General features: G+C 61.6%; 15 protein-coding genes. 3 read left to right on the forward strand and 12 right to left on the reverse strand.

Features of this window, described 5'->3' with window-relative positions; translation table 11 throughout:
• Positions 1–141 precede the first annotated feature (141 nt).
• From galK to B0E55_RS12370, 8 genes are all read right to left on the reverse strand, one after another.
• Complete coding sequence (gene galK, locus B0E55_RS12335) at positions 142–1,272, reverse strand: galactokinase (protein WP_080909795.1); 1,131 nt, start codon at positions 1,270–1,272, stop codon at positions 142–144.
• On the reverse strand, positions 1,272–2,372 hold the full coding sequence (gene galT / locus B0E55_RS12340) for a galactose-1-phosphate uridylyltransferase (protein ID WP_080909796.1): 1,101 nt from the start codon (positions 2,370–2,372) through the stop codon (positions 1,272–1,274). Before galT ends, galK begins: the two co-directional genes overlap by 1 nt.
• A complete protein-coding gene (locus B0E55_RS12345) occupies positions 2,369–2,995 on the reverse strand; it encodes an SMI1/KNR4 family protein (RefSeq protein ID WP_042953173.1) in 627 nt (208 codons plus the stop codon). Before B0E55_RS12345 ends, galT begins: the two co-directional genes overlap by 4 nt.
• Positions 2,996–3,016: 21 nt before the next feature.
• Positions 3,017–3,601, reverse strand: coding sequence for a TetR/AcrR family transcriptional regulator (locus B0E55_RS12350; RefSeq protein ID WP_019745748.1), 585 nt, complete (start codon positions 3,599–3,601; stop codon positions 3,017–3,019).
• Entirely contained in the window at positions 3,598–4,647 is a 1,050-nt protein-coding gene (locus tag B0E55_RS12355) for a saccharopine dehydrogenase family protein (RefSeq protein ID WP_070795525.1), read from the reverse strand. The genes B0E55_RS12350 and B0E55_RS12355 overlap by 4 nt, the downstream gene beginning before the upstream one ends.
• 54 nt (positions 4,648–4,701) lie before the next feature.
• Positions 4,702–5,055: a VOC family protein gene (locus tag B0E55_RS12360; RefSeq protein ID WP_020909467.1), complete on the reverse strand. Its 354-nt coding sequence runs from the start codon at positions 5,053–5,055 to the stop codon at positions 4,702–4,704.
• Between the two features lie 106 nt (positions 5,056–5,161).
• Entirely contained in the window at positions 5,162–5,896 is a 735-nt protein-coding gene (gene lepB / locus B0E55_RS12365) for a signal peptidase I (protein ID WP_080909797.1), read from the reverse strand.
• Positions 5,897–5,981: 85 nt separating this feature from the next.
• Entirely contained in the window at positions 5,982–6,533 is a 552-nt protein-coding gene (locus B0E55_RS12370) for a LysM peptidoglycan-binding domain-containing protein (protein ID WP_070795528.1), read from the reverse strand.
• Positions 6,534–7,126: 593 nt separating this feature from the next.
• On the opposite strand from B0E55_RS12370, the gene B0E55_RS12375 reads away from it, so the two are divergent.
• Entirely contained in the window at positions 7,127–8,638 is a 1,512-nt protein-coding gene (locus tag B0E55_RS12375) for an anion permease (protein WP_080909930.1), read from the forward strand.
• 3 nt (positions 8,639–8,641) lie between these two features.
• On the opposite strand, the gene B0E55_RS12380 is transcribed toward B0E55_RS12375, so the two are convergent.
• The 3 genes from B0E55_RS12380 to B0E55_RS12390 are packed head-to-tail and all read right to left on the reverse strand — an operon-like array spanning position 8,642 to position 12,090.
• Complete coding sequence (locus B0E55_RS12380) at positions 8,642–9,391, reverse strand: succinate dehydrogenase/fumarate reductase iron-sulfur subunit (RefSeq protein ID WP_047888993.1); 750 nt, start codon at positions 9,389–9,391, stop codon at positions 8,642–8,644.
• The gene (locus tag B0E55_RS12385; RefSeq protein ID WP_080909798.1) at positions 9,388–11,340 is read right to left on the reverse strand and encodes a fumarate reductase/succinate dehydrogenase flavoprotein subunit; all 1,953 of its coding nucleotides are present in this window, start codon (positions 11,338–11,340) and stop codon (positions 9,388–9,390) included. Before B0E55_RS12385 ends, B0E55_RS12380 begins: the two co-directional genes overlap by 4 nt.
• A complete protein-coding gene (locus B0E55_RS12390) occupies positions 11,341–12,090 on the reverse strand; it encodes a succinate dehydrogenase cytochrome b subunit (RefSeq protein ID WP_041816310.1) in 750 nt (249 codons plus the stop codon). It abuts the gene before it with no gap.
• A gap of 156 nt (positions 12,091–12,246) precedes the next feature.
• Here B0E55_RS12390 and B0E55_RS12395 point away from each other — a divergent pair, with 156 nt between their 5' ends.
• Entirely contained in the window at positions 12,247–13,575 is a 1,329-nt protein-coding gene (locus tag B0E55_RS12395) for a lipase family protein (RefSeq protein WP_021331733.1), read from the forward strand.
• A 2-nt stretch (positions 13,576–13,577) separates the two neighbouring features.
• Positions 13,578–14,828, forward strand: a complete 1,251-nt coding sequence (locus B0E55_RS12400; RefSeq protein ID WP_241896057.1) for a Tat pathway signal protein — start codon at positions 13,578–13,580, stop codon at positions 14,826–14,828.
• 51 nt (positions 14,829–14,879) lie between these two features.
• On the opposite strand, the gene B0E55_RS12405 is transcribed toward B0E55_RS12400, so the two are convergent.
• Positions 14,880–16,256: a spinster family MFS transporter gene (locus tag B0E55_RS12405; protein WP_080909800.1), complete on the reverse strand. Its 1,377-nt coding sequence runs from the start codon at positions 16,254–16,256 to the stop codon at positions 14,880–14,882.
• Positions 16,257–16,308: the final 52 nt, after the last annotated feature.

Genomic DNA, 16,308 nt, shown 5'->3' on the forward strand with positions numbered 1-16,308 from the left:
CGGTGAACTGCGTCAGTTGCATGATCTGAACCTACATAATTCGCATCTGAGATGACTATTTATGTGAGGGGGATCTCGAGGGGTCCCAACCAGGGCGAACGGTACGTTCGGCGCCTCCAGTGCGCTGAACGTGCCGTTCGCTCAGAGTCGGGCGGCCGAACCCCCGGCAACGACGCCGAGAAAGTGGGGTGCTCGCCAACCTCGCGCCGCAAAGTCGCGGCTCACCGACGCGATGACCTCCGCATGACTTCCTTCCGGAACCAATGCGATGGCCGAACCTCCGAATCCGCCGCCGGTCATCCGCGCACCGATCGCGCCGCCGCGTCGTGCTGCGGCAACGGCGACGTCGAGTTCTTCACACGAGACCTCGAAGTCGTCGCGCAACGACGCGTGGGAGTTGTCAAACAGCTCGCCGACGTCGCTGAATCTGTTGCTGCGCAGAAGCTCTGCGGTCTTCCGTGTCCGTTCGATCTCGGTCACAACGTGCCGTGCCCGCGCCCGGAGGATCGGGTCTCGCACTGTCTCGGCTTGGTCCGCAGAAGCCTCTCGCAAGCTGCCGACGCCGATAGCTGCTGCTGCATCGACGCATTGAGAGCGTCGCAACCCGTACTGTCCGTCTGCGAGCGAGTGTTTGACCCGAGTGTCGATGACGATCAGTTCGTACCCCGCACCGTGGAGTTCGAAAGGGATGGGTTCGGTGGATCCGTCCAGGCAGTCCAACAGGAGCGCAGTCGAGGGTCGGGCAAAGAGGGCAATGTTTTGATCCATCCCACCGGTCGGTGCGCCGACGCCGTCGTTCTCCGCCTGGATGCACACCTGTACCAGTTCATCGCGGGTGAATGGTGAATCGTGAAGTTCATTGACGGCCAACGCAACCGAACAGGTGAGGGCAGCGGAACTCGACAGCCCGGCCCCGACCGGTACCGACGAGTCGACTGCCAGATCGATTCCTCCGAGCGGGAGGCCTCGGCGCGCAAGAGACCACAGAACGGCTGTGGGGTAGGCGGCCCATCCTGCTGCTATGTCGCCGATGGGCCCGGTGTATGTCTCGTCGGATTGCCGACTGTGCACGCGGACGTCCCCGTCGGTGCGCAGTGCGACGGCAACCAGCGTTCGCTGCTCGAGAGCGACCGGTAGGCACAATCCACCGTTGTAGTCCGTGTGTTCACCGATCAGGTTGACTCGACCGGGTGCCGCCCAGGCTCCGGTTGCCGGATAGCCATAGGCGTCGCGAAACTGTTGGAGCATAGATGGTTTCGAGACGGTATCCACTATTTCAACTCCCGTAGGCGGGCCGCGACTGCCTCGGGAATGGTGTCGTTCACCCAGGCGCCCATGGCGGACTCGGACCCGGCGAGGTATTTGAGCTTGCCTGGTGCGCGCAAGATCGAGAACAGCTGAAGATGCAGTCGACCCAGAGGTCGGTCGATGCGGACGGGAGCTTGGTGCCAGGCCGCGATGTACGGTACCCGATCGACGCCCGGATAGAAGCGATCGATACGGCGCAGGAGATCTTGGTAAACGACCGCAAGCTCTTCGCGCTCTTGGTCGTTCAACGAGGGAAGGTCCGGGACGTCTCGGTGCGGTGCCAGGTGAATCTCGATGGGCCATCGTGCGGCGGTCGGGACGTAGGCGCTCCAGTGGTCGCCGTCGTAGATCAACCGGGTCCCGTCCTCGCGCTCGAACGCCAGAACATCGGCGAGCAGTGAGCGACCGGTGCGCTCGAAGTGTTTGTCCGCCTGCGTCAACATCGATCGGGTGCGTGACGTGACATACGGGTATGCGTAGATCTGTCCGTGTGGATGGGTGAGTGTCACCCCGATTTCTTCGCCGCGGTTCTCGAAGCAGAACACCTGTTCCACAACCGGATCCGCCGACAACTCTTCGGTCCGAGAAATCCATGCACCCACAATCGTACGCATGCGTTCGAGTGGAAGCTCGGCGACGGACGCCGTGTGATCGCTCGAGAAACACATCACTTCGCAGTGGCCGACAGCTGGGCGATCGCCCACACCGTCTCCGGGACCGTCAATGGCTTCCTCGGGCGCCGCGGCAAAGCTCGGAAACCGATTCTCGAACACCGCGACGTCGTAGTCTCCGTCGGGTATCTCTGTGGGCGTGCGTGTTTCGTTGGTCGGGCACAATGGACATTCGGCGGCGGAGGGGAGATGTGTCCGTGTCATGCGATGCGAAGCCATGGTGATCCACTCCCCGGTGAGAACGTCGAACCTCATCCGAGACGAGTGGTCGAGAGCCGGCAATTCGCGGGAATCTCGCGCAGAGTGGGCGCGGGTACGGCCGGCATCGTCGAAGTAGAAGATCTGACGCCCGTCGGCGAGGGTGCGACGGGTCGGATCCTGCTTGGGTGTCATGCGTCGACTTCCCATTCCAGAACACCCTTGCTGACAACGGGTTTCCACACTCCGATCGTGGATCCTGTTTCCAGCGCTGCGGCATGGGCGCCCAACATGACCGAGATGGACGCCCAGATCGGACCGCCGTTGTCAGTGGCGTCCGACGCATACTCGGTCACACAATGATGGAGTGCGCCGTTTCGTGTGTCCACGAAGTAGTGGTACTCGTCCAGTCCGGCAAAGGGAAGGAACGAGGGGATGAACATGGTTGCGGCAGTGCCTGCGTCGCGTTGATCGTGTCGATCCATCTCGTCCTCGGCGTAGAGGTCCGGATTCTCGTAGATCGTCTCGTCCCACGTTTCGAGCAGAGTGAGACGAACTTCGGTTGCGACGTCGATGGGGTAGAAGAACTTGTCGGGAAGCACGCTGCCGAGAAAGAGCCCGGTCCGGTCGTCGTGGGTCAGGCTGCCGTTGTGCACCCGATACAGCTCGCGAAGTTCCTGGGGCCACGTGACGCCGGTCGACGCTTCGAATTCCTCGATAACGGCGTCACCGAGCCCTGGCTGAAACGCTGCAGCCGTCACCGGTGCGTGTGTACGGCACCACGCTTCGATTCGGCTCCATTCGTTTGCAACGCTCATGGGCTTTACGATACGTCCGAGTCAGGACCCGTGAATCAGGTACTGCAGTGTGTCCACGAGCTTTCGGTCCGAAGCCTCGGACTTTCGGCCGGTGATTCCCGATCGGAGAATTGCGGAACCCTCGAGCAGGCTCACGATGGTCTGCGCTGCCGCGCCCAGGTCCGCCGCATCCAGATCCGGTTGTGCACACGCAACAGCGCGCTCTACGTGTGCGATGTACTGCGCGTAGAAGTCTCGAACCACGACCGCCACTTCTTGGTCCGCTGCCGCAATCGCCCATACTTCGACGTACAGACGCACTGTGGCCTGGTCGTCCTGTTCTCCGAGCAGGACTCCGATGAAGTGTTCGGATTCCTCACGGGAAAGACTCTGATCCGTATCCGTGACGACGGCAAGGCGATCCAGTGAGCGGGTCAATGCCCGTGACATGACTGCGCGGATGAGATCTGCACGGGTGGGGTAGTAGTGCTGCAGGTGCCCCACCCGCACTCCGGCTGCGGCTGCGAAATCGCGCATCGCCGAGTTGGCATTGCCCTGCGTGGCGAGGACCTGTTCTGCTGCGTCGAGAAGTGCTTCCGCGCGGGCGGCGCCCTTGGAGGGGGTCATGCCCGCAATACTGCCACCCCGAAGCTCTCCAACTCGGAGACGGTGCGGCGCGGGTTCGGAAGCGACTCGGGGAAAGTGACTCCAGGCTGGGCATCGTCCGCCAAGGCTTGTCTGACGGCAAGCGCGCCGCCCACCGCGGTGAGGTGAGCTTGGCCCTGCGGGTCGACGATTGTTGCGCTTGTCGTGCCGCTCGGGCCGGTGACGTCGATGCGTACTTGCGCGCTCCCGCCCTTGCCAGGCGAGTACAGGAGTCCGCGTCGTAGCGGTGTGAAGCGGTCGCCGCGACCCCAACGGAACAGACCTACCTTCTTGGCGGCGAGCAGCGCAGTTGTGGATGCATGCGAACTGAAACCTATTCGAGTGCTGGCAGTTTCGGCGCCCAGGGTCATGGGGAACGTGAATTGTTCCGGAGTGTCGATTCTTCCGACCTTGGTGCGCGATCCGGGGAAGTCGACCCAGCGTGTATCCGTCAACGGGCTGACGGTGATCGGGTTTCCTTGCTGCATCACCTCGAAATCCTGGCCGAGACGATCAATGAAGTCGACGGAGTCGAGCCCGGCAATGTCGTTGACGTCGTAGCGAATCGAGACGTCGATCGTGCTCGCGCCACCTAGTTCCTCGGCCAGCGCTGCGGCGACGATATTGGTGACTCCGCCCATCCATCCAGACGACAGGTACACCGGTGCGCTCGGCGACTTCTGACCCGCCAGAGTGGCGGCGCGAGCGACGCGGGTTGTCCAGCGGGTGATGTCCACGTAGGGAATTCCGGCCTCGACGGCGGCGGACAGGACACGATCGTGGGGATCGTTGACCGTCGACACGACCGCGCGTACGGACGCGTCGAAGGGCGTCGGGTCGAGGAGGTCCCAGCGGCGAACGGAAGCGCCGTGACGGCTGGCCAGTTCGTTGCCGCGCTCGGGGGTGCGTCCGGTGAGGAGTAGTGGGAAGTCGGGGGCGAGCAAGGCGGTCAGGGCGCTGCCCACGGTTCCGTATCCGCCTGCCACGAGGATCGGGCCGTCGGCTGAATACTGCAATGAATCGGTCATGCACTCAACTCTAGGTCAAATGACCTAAAACGTCGAATGGGGTCTTTCCAGTGCTCAGTCCCGGTGTCGCACGATGTTGACGACGTTGCCGTCGGGCGCCCGGACGAGGAATCGGCGAACACCCCACTCTTCGGTCGTAATGGGGTGCACGATTTCGTAGCCGAGTCTTCGGGCCTCTTCGTAGGCGCCGTCGACGTCGTCCGTGTGGACGGAGATGACCGAGTCCTCGGCTGCAGTGGCGTCGTGCGTGACGAGTTGTACGTTCGCGCCGGTGTCGGGAGAGGTGTAGCGAGCGACCCACCCCATGTTGAACTCTTCGGTGCTCAGGCCGAGATAGTCGGAGTAGAAATTCTTGGCGGCTCCGACATCGGCGACTTTGAGATTGGCGGTGATCCGTCGTGCACGCATGTGGTTCTCCTACCCTCGGCAACAGATGTGCTCGATGATCGTCCGAAAGCGGAGTCATGTCGACTGTGCCGTCCGAAGATGCGGGCTAACTGGCTGATTCGATCTGTCACTGCGGATCGAACGAGCCCACGGTGCCCCACCGCGAGAAGGGAAGGACGATCAATTGAACCTTGCCGATGACATTGTCGATCGGCACCGTTCCGCTCAGTTCGTCCTTGATATGGAATCGTGAGTCTTTGGAGTTGCCGCGATTGTCACCCATCACCCACAGGTTCCCGTCCGGAACGGTAATCGGACCGAAATATATTCCCTGACAGGGGATACCGTTACCTGAGATGCGATTGTCGATGTACGGCTCGGTCAGCGGCTTGTCGTTCACTCGAAGCCCCTCTTCCTCGGACAGGCACTGCACGGTTTGCCCACCGACCGCGACTACCCGCTTCACGAGATCGTTCTCGTCCGGCGGGACCAAACCGACCATGGATCCGAGTCCTTGAAGTGCCCGGACCACCGAGTTGTCCGATCGAATGGATTGATACTCGTCGTTCCAGGATTCGGGTCCCTTGAACACGACCACATCCCCAGGCTGTGGATCCCCGAATCTATAGCTGATTCTGTCGACGAAAATCTTGTCTCCCGCGCAGCCGGTGCATCCGTGAAGCGTCGGTTCCATGGACTCCGACGGGATCAGAAATATGCGTCCGACGAAGTTCTGGATGACAACACTCAGGACAAGTGCGACGACAACGAGGATGAGAATCTCACGCCACAGTGGACGTTTTCTCGGGTGATCAGCCGTCGTCGATTCAGTCGAGTCTTCGTGGGCGTCGGATTCCGTCACATTCCCGACAATAGATGGCGCAACCAGTCGGCGGCCCGATACCGACGTTCTCGATTCGAGGGTCTACTTTGTCGGCCGATTTGCTTCAGAATCGGATCACATCACCCACACGGATCTGGTCGGGATCGGCGATCCACGCATTCATGACCCAAACATCCTGCCAACGAATACCTTTCGCAGCAGCAAGGTTGAACAACGTATCGCCCTCGGAGACTGTCACCGTGTCGCCCGCTGAACCTACCGACGATCGAGCCGAGGTTGTCGAATCAGGGGTGGTGCCGCCCCAACCTAGGTAAGCGCCGCATACCGGCCACGCGCCGATGCCTTGAGCTGAGAGGGTTGCTTCCGCGGCCGCGACTTGATCGGCTGTCGACGCCAAGTCGGCGCGAGTCGGTGCACCTGCCGGTTTGTATGCATCCCACGTCGACTGCGTGAATTGAAGTCCGCCGTAGAAGCCGTTGCCGGTGTTGATGTTCCAGTCGCCGGAACTCTCGCACATGGCCACCTGCGACCAGTCGTGCGCACTGGCTACGCCGGTGTTGACGATTGCGCCGCCAATTGTCAGAACGCCTGCTCCGGCGGCTATCGTGACGAATCGTTTGGTGTGAGAACGTTTGTTTTTCCGGTGGTTTCCCATGATATTTTCCTTGATCGGTCTGACGGGACAGCGATCTCGGCTCGGCGTGCGGCTCGAGTGTTCTGCTGCATATCGCGGTAGACGAAATCGTCAGTGCTGAAATGTGATTGAGGTGGACAGACTGTGAAGGTCTCGTCTCCAGATTGCAGTTCGGAGGCGTGACTAGATTCGCGGTCTCACACGCTTGCCGACAACGGCTCAATTACCCGGTTACATACCTGTTTTGTGGACCGACACAAAACGTCGGTGTACTCGGTGCTGAGCGGAAACAGGTAGTTGAACAGGCCATTCGACCCATGTGCAGACGAGCACCGATTGGCATGCTGAAACAACACCGAAACAGGATCTCTTCGAGATTCAAGCTTGCGGCACGCCGGCGCCTCCTGTTGATCGATTGGCGCACCCTTATGAGGGAGATGTGTCGCGCCCCGGGCCGCTGTCTGCGCCCCGGGATGAGCCCTCCTGCGGAATCCAGAGAATCGGATACCGCAGGAGGGCATTCTCTCGACCTTCGATTGACCGCACGAAAACCGGACGTTTGGGGGACAATGATCTGGGGCGATCACCTGGGGCGAGAAGTCGAGGAGATGTACATGTCCGAGGCCAAATCCGAAAGCACCGAGTCTCTCGCTGGAACGACACCGCCGGCAAAGACACCGCCGGCAAAGACTCCGCCGACGGAGTCACCGAAACAATCCGTGCTGCGGCGGTACTACCCGGCTGCGGTGCCCGTCATCCTCGGCTTGATCATCTATTTCATGCCGGTTCCGGACGGTGTGGACCCCAAGGGCATGCACATGCTCGGAATCTTCGTCGGCACCATCGTGGCGTTGATTTTGCAACCACTGCCGACGGGTTCGGTGGCGCTGGTGGGCCTGTCGATCGCCATGATCACCCAGACGGAGACGCCGACAGAAGCGTTGTCCGGCTTCAGTAACACCACGATCTGGCTGATCGTCGCGTCGTTCTTCATCGCCGAGGGCTTTCTGGTCACGGGGCTCGGCAAACGGGTTGCACTCATGTTCGTGACCAAACTCGGCAAGTCGAGCCTCGGATTGTCGTACGGAATGGCGTTGACGGACTTGATACTTGCTCCGGCGACACCGTCGAACACCGCCCGCGCCGGTGGCGTCGTCTATCCGATCATCGTCTCACTGAGCAAGTTGGAGGACTCCAATCCCGAGCCCGAGGACTCTCGCAAGAAGCTCGGAGCATATCTGCTGCTCACGTCGCTGCAAGTCAACGTCGTGACCTCCGCGATGTTCATCACCGCCATGGCGGGTAACCCCGTCGCCGTCGATGCGGCTGCCAAGATCGGCATCGACATCTCGTGGGGCAAATGGGCGCTGGCAGCATCGGTTCCGGGAATTGCGAGTCTCATCGCGATCCCGTGGGTGATGTCGAAGATCTTCCCGCCCACGATGTTGAAGACTCCGAAAGCGCCTGAGCAAGCCAGGGAGGAACTGCGCAAGGCAGGTCCGATCAGCCGCAACGAGAAGATCATGGCCGCCACCTTCGTTCTGCTGCTGGTGCTCTGGTGCCTGGGCTCGCAGCTCAACGTCAATGCCACTACAACAGCATTTGTCGGAATCGGCATCCTGTTGGTGACCAAGGTGCTGACGTGGAACAACCTGGTCCACGACACCGGGGCGTGGCAGACGCTCGTGTTCTTTGCCGTTCTGGTCGGTATGGCAAGCCATCTCGAAGAACTCGGCGTGATCTCGTGGATCGGAACCCAGGTCTCCTCGAGTGTCGACGGTTTGCCGTGGATCTGGGCTTTTGCGATCCTGACCTTGGTGTACTTCTACGCGCACTATCTGTTTGCGTCGAACACCGCGCAGATCGTCGCGATGTACGCGGTGTTTCTCGGCGCGGCGGTGGCAACCGGTGCACCGCCGCTGTTCTCAGCCCTGGTATTCGGCTTCATCGGCAGCCTGTTCGGCGGTATCTCGCACTACGCGTCCGGTCCGGCCGGAGTGATTTACGGTTCCGGATACATCAAGACCTCGGAATGGTTCCGAATCGGTTTCGTGATGAGCGTCGTGATCATCCTGATCTGGACGATCATCGGCGGCGCGTGGATGAAGCTGATCGGCGCCTGGTGACGATCAGTTGTCCTTGCGCCGCAATCCGAATCGCATCGATTCCTTGTTGACAGCGGCAATCGCGGTCAGCGGTATCTCCGCGGGACACACCTCTGCACATTCACCGTAGGTCGAGCACGGCCCGAAATCGGCCTCCATCTGGTGCGACATCGCTCGGGCCCGCTTGCCACGTTCGTTGCGGCCCTGCGTGACGAGGGACAGGTGGGTCAGTTTGGACCCGGTGAAGAGGTGCGCGGCACCGTTGGGGCAGGCTGCCACGCAAGCGCCGCAGCCGATGCACGCGGCGAAGTCCAGTGCAGCTTCGGCACTTTGATGCGAGAGTGGCTGACTGTCCGCGTCCGGTGCAGTTCCCGCATTGACCGATACATAGCCACCGGCTTCGAGGACCCGGTCGAGAGCCGAACGATCGACCACGAGGTCGCGGACCACCGGAAAAGCGGCGGAGCGGAACGGTTCCAGTTTGATTCGGTCACCGTCGGAGAAGCTACGCAGGTGCTGACGGCACGTGGGAGTGTTCGCAACCGGCCCATGGGGAACGTCGTCGACCGTGATGCCGCAGGACCCACAGATCCCTTCTCGGCAGTCGGAATCGAAGGCGATGGGTTCGTTACCGCTCTCCACGAGTTGGTCGTTGAGTCGGTCGAGAAGTTCCAGCAGTGACATCTCCACTGTCGCGTCGTTTACTTGGTAGGTGTCGAATGCACCGGACGACTCCGGTCCGGATTGGCGCCACACGTCCACGGTGATTTTCATACGTAGTTCCTCGTCTGCAGTGGAACAGCGGTGAAGGACAACGGCTCGTCGTGTCGAATGTGTCTGCCGTCCTTGGCGGTTTCCCACGCGGAGACGAAGCACCAGTCTTGATCGTTTCGCTGTGCTTCGCCGTCGGGAGTTTGATGTTCGGCCCGAAAGTGCGCTCCACAGGACTCGTCACGATCGAGAGCATCGACGCACATCAGTTCGGCGAGTTCGAGGAAATCGGCTACCCTGCCGGCCCTTTCCAGCTCCTGGTTGAACTGGTTTCCGCTGCCGGCGACTCGTAGGTTCGACCAGAAATCGCCTCGTAATGCTCGGATTTCGGAGATGGCCTTGGTCAAGCCTTCGGCCGTTCGGGTGACACCGCAACCCGCATAGAGGATCTCGCCCAGTTGTCGATGAAACCTGTCGGGGCCGTGTGTTCCGCCGACCGAGAGCAGCAGGTCCACCCGACCGCTCACGTCACTGAGCGTTGCCGTCACAGCGGGATCGGAAAGTTCGAGAGGTGCTGATCCGAGCAGCGGCGCAAGATAATTCGGAATCGCGTACGGGAGGGTGAACCAGCCGTCGACGCAGGCCGAGAGCAACGAATTGGCGCCGAGGCGGTTGGCCCCGTGGTATCCCCACCCTGCCTCACCACCGACGAACAAGCCGGGGATGGAAGTCATCTGGTCGTAGTCGTTCCACAGTCCTCCCATGGTGAAGTGGGCTCCGGGGGCGATGCGCATCGGCACCGTATAGGGGTCTTCGCTGGTGGCGTCGCGATACATCGAGAACAGATTTCCGTATCTCTCCTCGATGGTCTTGCGGCCGAGCCGTGCCAATGCGTCGCGGAAATCAAGGTACACACTGTTTTTCAGAGGGCCGACGCCGTGACCGGAGTCGATTTGCTCGCGGGCGGCCCGTGAAGAGACGTCGCGGGGAGAGAGGTTCCCGAACGCCGGATATTTGCGCTCGAGGTAGTAGTCGCGCTCATTTTCGGGAATGTCGCCTGGTTCGCGATCGTCTCCGGGCTTGGCCGGTACCCAGATCCGGCCGTCGTTGCGTAGTGATTCGCTCATCAGAATGGTTTTCGACTGCCACTCGGAGTTGACGGGAAGTGCCGTCGGATGGAATTGGATGAACGAGGGTGAGGCAATCAGCGCGCCGCGTCGGTGCGCTCGCCATGCGGCGGTGGCGTTGGAGTTCTTCGCAAGTGTGGACTTGTGGAACACGGTGCCGTACCCACCGGAGGCCAGTGCGACGGCATGGCCTGTGGTGGCGCCGATCTCACCGGTCACGAGATCGCGTGTGACTATCCCTTGTGCTCGGCCGTCCGAAACGATGAGATCGAGCATCTCGGTTCGGGTGTGGAGGTTGACCGTTCCGGCTGCGATCTGACGTTGCAGTGCCTGCGACGACGCTATCTGCAACTGCTGGCCTGTCTGCCCGCGCGTGTAGTACGTGCGCGACACCTGTACGCCGCCGAAGGATCGGGTAGCGAGAGTGCCGCCGTACTCACGGGCGAACGGTGCTCCGATGGCATTCATGTGATCGATGACGCGTACGGATTCCTCTGCGAGTCGGAAGCAGTCGGCCTCGCGGCCGCGGAAATCGCCGCCCTTGACGGTGTCCTTCACGAAGCGGGCGAGACTGTCGTTGTCCACCTTTCGGGCACGAGCGGCGTTGATGCCGCCCTGCGCGGCGACGCTGTGTGCACGGCGCGGTGCATCGTGGAAGGTGAAGGATTCGACGTGGTAGCCCAGTTCACCAAGTGAGGCGGCGCAGGCCGCGCCGGCGAGTCCGGTACCGACGACGATGACCGTGAACTTGCGCCGGTTGAGCGGGCTGACGAGCTTGTAGTCGAGTTTGCGAGTGGGCCAGGCTGTCTCCGGATCGCCGGCCGGGACCTTACCGTCCACCGGCGTCCCGATGCTGCGCAGATCGTCGAGTTCGAAGCTGTTCACTTATGACGCTCCTGTCTTCGAGATGACGCCGGTCATCACCGCGATGGGGATCGACATGTTTCCGACCATCACGACGAGCGCAAAGATTCCGGAGAGTGCAACGGCAATCTGGCGCAGCCGTTGGCCGGTCACGCCGAGATCGTTGACCGCACTCCAGAGTCCGTGCGCGAGATGCATTGCCAGCAGAGCCATCGCGACGATGTAGAACGACGCCACCAGTGGACGCTCGAAGCTGGCGATCAGGTTGTCGTATGCGTAACTCTGCGTGCGCGTGGCTGCTTCGTACTCGGCGCTGCCGATGGGTCGGGTTCCGGTCGTGAGGTCGAGTATGTGGAAGATGACGAACAGCAGCAGCACTGCTCCGGTGACGGGCATTGTGCGCGCGGTAAAGGACTTGATTCCCAAGCCTTTACGTCGAAACTTCCCTCGAGCTCGGCGGCCACGGACGGTGAGCAACCAGGCGCACCAGACGTGTGCGACCAATGACGCGAGCAGGACGATGCGAAGAATCCACAGAAGTCCCTCGTATGGCAGGAAGGGTTCGAACACTGTGCGTAGCCAGTGTGCGTAGTCGTCGAAGTGATCGGCCCCGGTGTAGACCTTCAGGTTTCCGATCATGTGGACGAGCACGAAAGCGGCGAAGATCAGTCCCGTCACGGCCATCAGAATTTTGCACGTGATATTGGACGGCCGCGGTCGAGCGCGAGGTGAATCGCCGGTAGCTCGCGATACACGGGTCGGAGCACTCACAGACAAACCTCCCACGCCAGACTTGCCGGACAGGTGCCGTCAGCCTAAGCCCGATCGAGGTTTTCGGCCAACGGATCGGTGCCCGACTTGTCTGTTAATGCAGGTGAATGGGAGTGTAGGGGTGCTCATTACCCGAAAGTAAGGAACCTGTGAACGATGTTTGACTCGACGTGGCGACGGTGGTCATGGCGCGCCGGAACGGCATCGGCCCTGGCAGTGGCCTTGTTTGCGGTGGGGTCGCCGGCTGGTGCGCAGGAGACCGTCGACCTGGCCGACGTGTTCAACCCGTTGGTCGTGAAGGCACTTCAAGGCGCTGATATCTCTACCGAATTGACGCCACTCGGACTCTCGTCCGACGATCCGTGGTTCGACGAGCCCGAAATCGAGCCCGGCACCGCCCCCGGAACTCTTCTCAAAGCGCGTCAGGTCAGTGTTCAGGTCTACCAGGTCCGCCCGGACGTGGTCTCGGCTCACCAACTCATGTACACAACCACTGATCACTTCGGTCGCCAGGTGATCAGTACCGGAATTCTGATGATCCCCGAGGACGGAACTGCGCCAGGCGATCGCAAGATCATCGGATATGCCGAAGCGAACGACAGCCTGGGGGCGAACTGCGCACCAAGTCACCAGTGGACCGGCGGCAATCAGAGCGACCCGGCGATGTTCTCGGCTCTCGGCCCGGTGGCCCAGATGTTCGGTCACGGCTGGGCAGTGATGATGAGCGACGTCGGCAACGACGGCGACACTGCTCCCCATCCGTTCTCGATCGGACAGTTCTCGGGCAAGGCAACGCTCGACGGCGTTCGGGCAGCACTCGCGCTTCCGGAGGCCGGTCTCGAATCAGACACCCCTGTCGGCATCTACGGTGTCGCCGGCGGCGGTGTCGCAGCGGGCTTTGCCGCAGAACAGGCGCATGACTACGCGCCGGAACTGAACGTACAGGCCAGCGCCATCCAGGCGATGATGATCGACCCGGCAACATTCGAGGAGACGGCGGCCGGTGGGATCGGTTCCGGCTTCGTCTTCTCGAGCATTCTCGGATTCGACGCGGGCTACCCCGACGTTCGGCTCGACGATCATCTCACTCCGATCGGTCACAACGTCGCCGCAGCATTCCGCGCGTCCTGCCAGGCGCTCTACCTCGGACTCCCGTTCGTTCCCTTCGACGTCCTGCTCACCAACCCGGCACCCCGAACGATCCCGGCACTGGCCGCGGCGTACGCGGACAACACGTTGGGAAAGCAGGCGCCGGCTTCGAAGCTTCTGATTTCTTCCTGTGAGGACGACTTCCTCGTTCCCTTCAGTGAGGCAGAGCAATTGGCGCAGACATATCGAGCAGACGGCGGCGACGTGGACCTGCTCCCGTCGCAGTGCGGGCCGCTCGATTACGTGACCAACCTGTACAAGACGGTGACCGATCAGCTGGGTATGCAGGACATCGCCTGGCTGGCGAAGACGTTCGACGAGGCCGAAGGGAAATGAGTATGCGGAAGTCTTTGACACGCAGGGATTTCGCGCGCACAGTTCTCGTCGCTTCGGCAGGCATCGGCGGTGCGGTCGTACTGGGAGGCCGGGCGTCTGCGGGTACTGGTGAACTCGACAGGTACCTCGACCTGGAAGCGGTGAACGCAAACGCCGAAGCCGCAGGGGGTCTGCATCCTTCACTGCCGTCGGATTCCGCGACGCTGCGGAGTTTGGTCGATACCGCCCGAGCATCGGGAGTGGCTCCGCACCGCTATCAGACACTGCTCAAGCAGTACTGGCTCGCAGTCGGGACGGAGTCGGCAGGTATCGATCTCGCTTCGTGGACTCCCTTCGACGGTGTGCACGCGAATCTCGGAAACCTCACCAACACTTTCCAGTTCTACGAGCGACTGCAGCTCGAGCATCAAGAACTGCAGTGGGCAGGCATGGGCGGAATGGTCGGGCCCGCTTTTGCCGGTGGACTCCTCGACTTGGACTACGGGCGGGTTGTGCTGGAAGTCCAAGCGATCAGCGAAGCGATGGCACTGGTGTGGCGAGAGATCGACCGCATCGGGTCGCCGGTCGCAACGTCGATGGGAGCACCCGAGGACGTTGCGGCGCTTCTCCAGGTCGGCCACGACATCCGCCCCGAGGACGTGATGTGGTTCCAGGGGAAAGTGATTGCGATGAGCAAACACATCTTCTCGGATCTGATTCCCATGCACATGGCGTGGGTTCACGACGGTGTCGACGGCATCGCCGAACTCGATCGGGCAGGGCTGCTCGACGAGAACGCCCGTATCGCGTGGGACAACATTGCCTCGGGGACACCGGAGTCGGTCTTCGACGGCAATGTGCGTCTGCTGCGCCGTGAGCAGTACCAGTCGGTGGGTGATCAGTGGGACGAGGCGAAGACCTACCGCGGCAGCGTCGGACGCTCGTTGACCTACCTGACCACCTTCGCCGCATCACCGTCCATGCCTGGCGTCGTACCGCCGCGTGAGTCGAACCCGCTCTCGTTCGCGGTGGGCAATGCCGTTGTGCAAACACCGCTTCCGGACTTCAACTGGGCGGACCGGGACGGTCGTTGGACCTACATCAACGGTCAGCTGCTCCCGGTCTACAACAACCTGATGAACAATCAACCGGAACTGTGGCGAGCGACGCTGGCAGCGCCCGTCTCCGTTCGGATAACCGAGCAGAGAATGATCGCTCGCTTGCCGGACATGTTGCGGTCCATGCTGGCAACTCTGGCGATCACGGTCAACTGAACTCGGCGGTGGCGGGGCCTCGGGGCTCCGCCACCGCCGTGAACTCCTGGGTCAGGCCTGGCTCAGCTCCGCTTGCATACGCGCGGCGTCCTTGCCGACAGTGCGAGTGGCCAGGTGGATGAATACCGCAGTGAGCGCCAACATGATCGGCACGAGATACATGGCCGAGTTCAACCCGTCGCCGGCGTACTGAGCCAACTTCCCGGTACCGGCATCGGCAAGCGCGCGCTTGGCGAACCAGTCCGAAATCGCGCCCACGGCAACTGGTCCCGAGAATCCGCCGAGAAGATACATGGCAGCGAAGAACAACGCCGTCGCAGTGCCTCGGAGCCTGGGAACCACGACGTCGTGAATGGCAGGGTAGACGCTGATGTAGAAGCCGTAGGCCAACAACCACCCGGCCGAGAACAAGAGCGTGAACATCACGACGTTCCCGCCGTGCTGCAACAGTGCCAGTGCCGTCAAAGGTGCTGCCAATGCCGAGGTTCCGACACCGATCATCAACCGTGCGCGCGGTGAGCGTGCGCTGGCCTTGTCAGCGTAGCGAGCGCCGAGAAGCAATCCGATCAGGCCCGTGATTCCGACGATGATGCCGGTGACCGATGCCGCAGTAGTCAGTTTCAGGTGGTACTGGCGCATCAGAAGCGGGACGACAAACGAATTCACTGCGTAGGCGGCGAAGTTGAACGTCAGTCCGGCAAGGATGAGCCAACGAAGCGTGGGAATTGCGAGCAGACGACGGATCGGACGGGTGATCGGTGCCTGTGAAACAGCGGCTGCGCGGGCCTCCGGACTTTCGGAACCTCCACGAACCGGATCTGCCATGCGGTAGAGCACGACTGCCAGCAGGACACCGGGAATCGCCGCGAGGAAGAACGGTGCACGCCAGCTGTCGAATGCCTCGGCGATCTTGCCGACGGTGAAGTAGGCGAGCATGAGGCCAATCGGCAAGCCGAGCATGAAGACACCAAGTGCGCGTGAGCGTCGTTCCGCCGGGTAGATATCACCGATCATCGAGTTGGCTGCAGGTGTGAAGGTCGCTTCGCCCACGCCGACGCCTAGACGCGCGAGGATGAACAGCACATAGCTGCCGGCGGCACCGGTTGCTGCCGTCAGTCCGCTCCACACCAGGAGTCCGATCCCGATGATCTTGGGACGGTTCTTCGTGTCGGCCAACCGGCCCAGAGGCAGCCCTGCGACTGCGTAGACGAGGGTGAATGCAGAGGTGATCAATCCCAATTGCAAGTCGCTGAGCGAAAACTCGTTCTTGATCGGCTCGGCAACGACCGAGGGGATCGCCCGGTCGAAGAAGTTGAGCATGTTTGCGAGAAACAGTGCGACGAGTGTGCCGCCGAGAAGTTTGTCGCGTGTTCCGACAGGGGCGCCGTCGATGGACGGCAGCGGCGGAGCGTCTCGTTGAATTGACATGATTGTTCCACCCTTTTCGCGAGTGCTGAATGAATTGTGTTGGGGGAGAGGC

This window comes from Rhodococcus sp. 66b, assembly GCF_002076325.1.
In the GTDB taxonomy this organism is placed as follows: Bacteria; Actinomycetota; Actinomycetes; order Mycobacteriales; family Mycobacteriaceae; genus Rhodococcus_F; species Rhodococcus_F erythropolis.

Coding starts and splice junctions, on each gene's coding strand:
- galT (WP_080909796.1), bottom strand. CDS start 2,372: ATGACACCCAAGCAGGATCCGACCCGTCGCACCCTCGCCGACGGGCGT.
- B0E55_RS12345 (WP_042953173.1), bottom strand. CDS start 2,995: ATGAGCGTTGCAAACGAATGGAGCCGAATCGAAGCGTGGTGCCGTACA.
- B0E55_RS12350 (WP_019745748.1), bottom strand. CDS start 3,601: ATGACCCCCTCCAAGGGCGCCGCCCGCGCGGAAGCACTTCTCGACGCA.
- B0E55_RS12355 (WP_070795525.1), bottom strand. CDS start 4,647: ATGACCGATTCATTGCAGTATTCAGCCGACGGCCCGATCCTCGTGGCA.
- B0E55_RS12360 (WP_020909467.1), bottom strand. CDS start 5,055: ATGCGTGCACGACGGATCACCGCCAATCTCAAAGTCGCCGATGTCGGA.
- B0E55_RS12370 (WP_070795528.1), bottom strand. CDS start 6,533: ATGGGAAACCACCGGAAAAACAAACGTTCTCACACCAAACGATTCGTC.
- B0E55_RS12375 (WP_080909930.1), top strand. CDS start 7,127: ATGTCCGAGGCCAAATCCGAAAGCACCGAGTCTCTCGCTGGAACGACA.
- B0E55_RS12380 (WP_047888993.1), bottom strand. CDS start 9,391: ATGAAAATCACCGTGGACGTGTGGCGCCAATCCGGACCGGAGTCGTCC.
- B0E55_RS12395 (WP_021331733.1), top strand. CDS start 12,247: ATGTTTGACTCGACGTGGCGACGGTGGTCATGGCGCGCCGGAACGGCA.
- B0E55_RS12400 (WP_241896057.1), top strand. CDS start 13,578: ATGCGGAAGTCTTTGACACGCAGGGATTTCGCGCGCACAGTTCTCGTC.
- B0E55_RS12405 (WP_080909800.1), bottom strand. CDS start 16,256: ATGTCAATTCAACGAGACGCTCCGCCGCTGCCGTCCATCGACGGCGCC.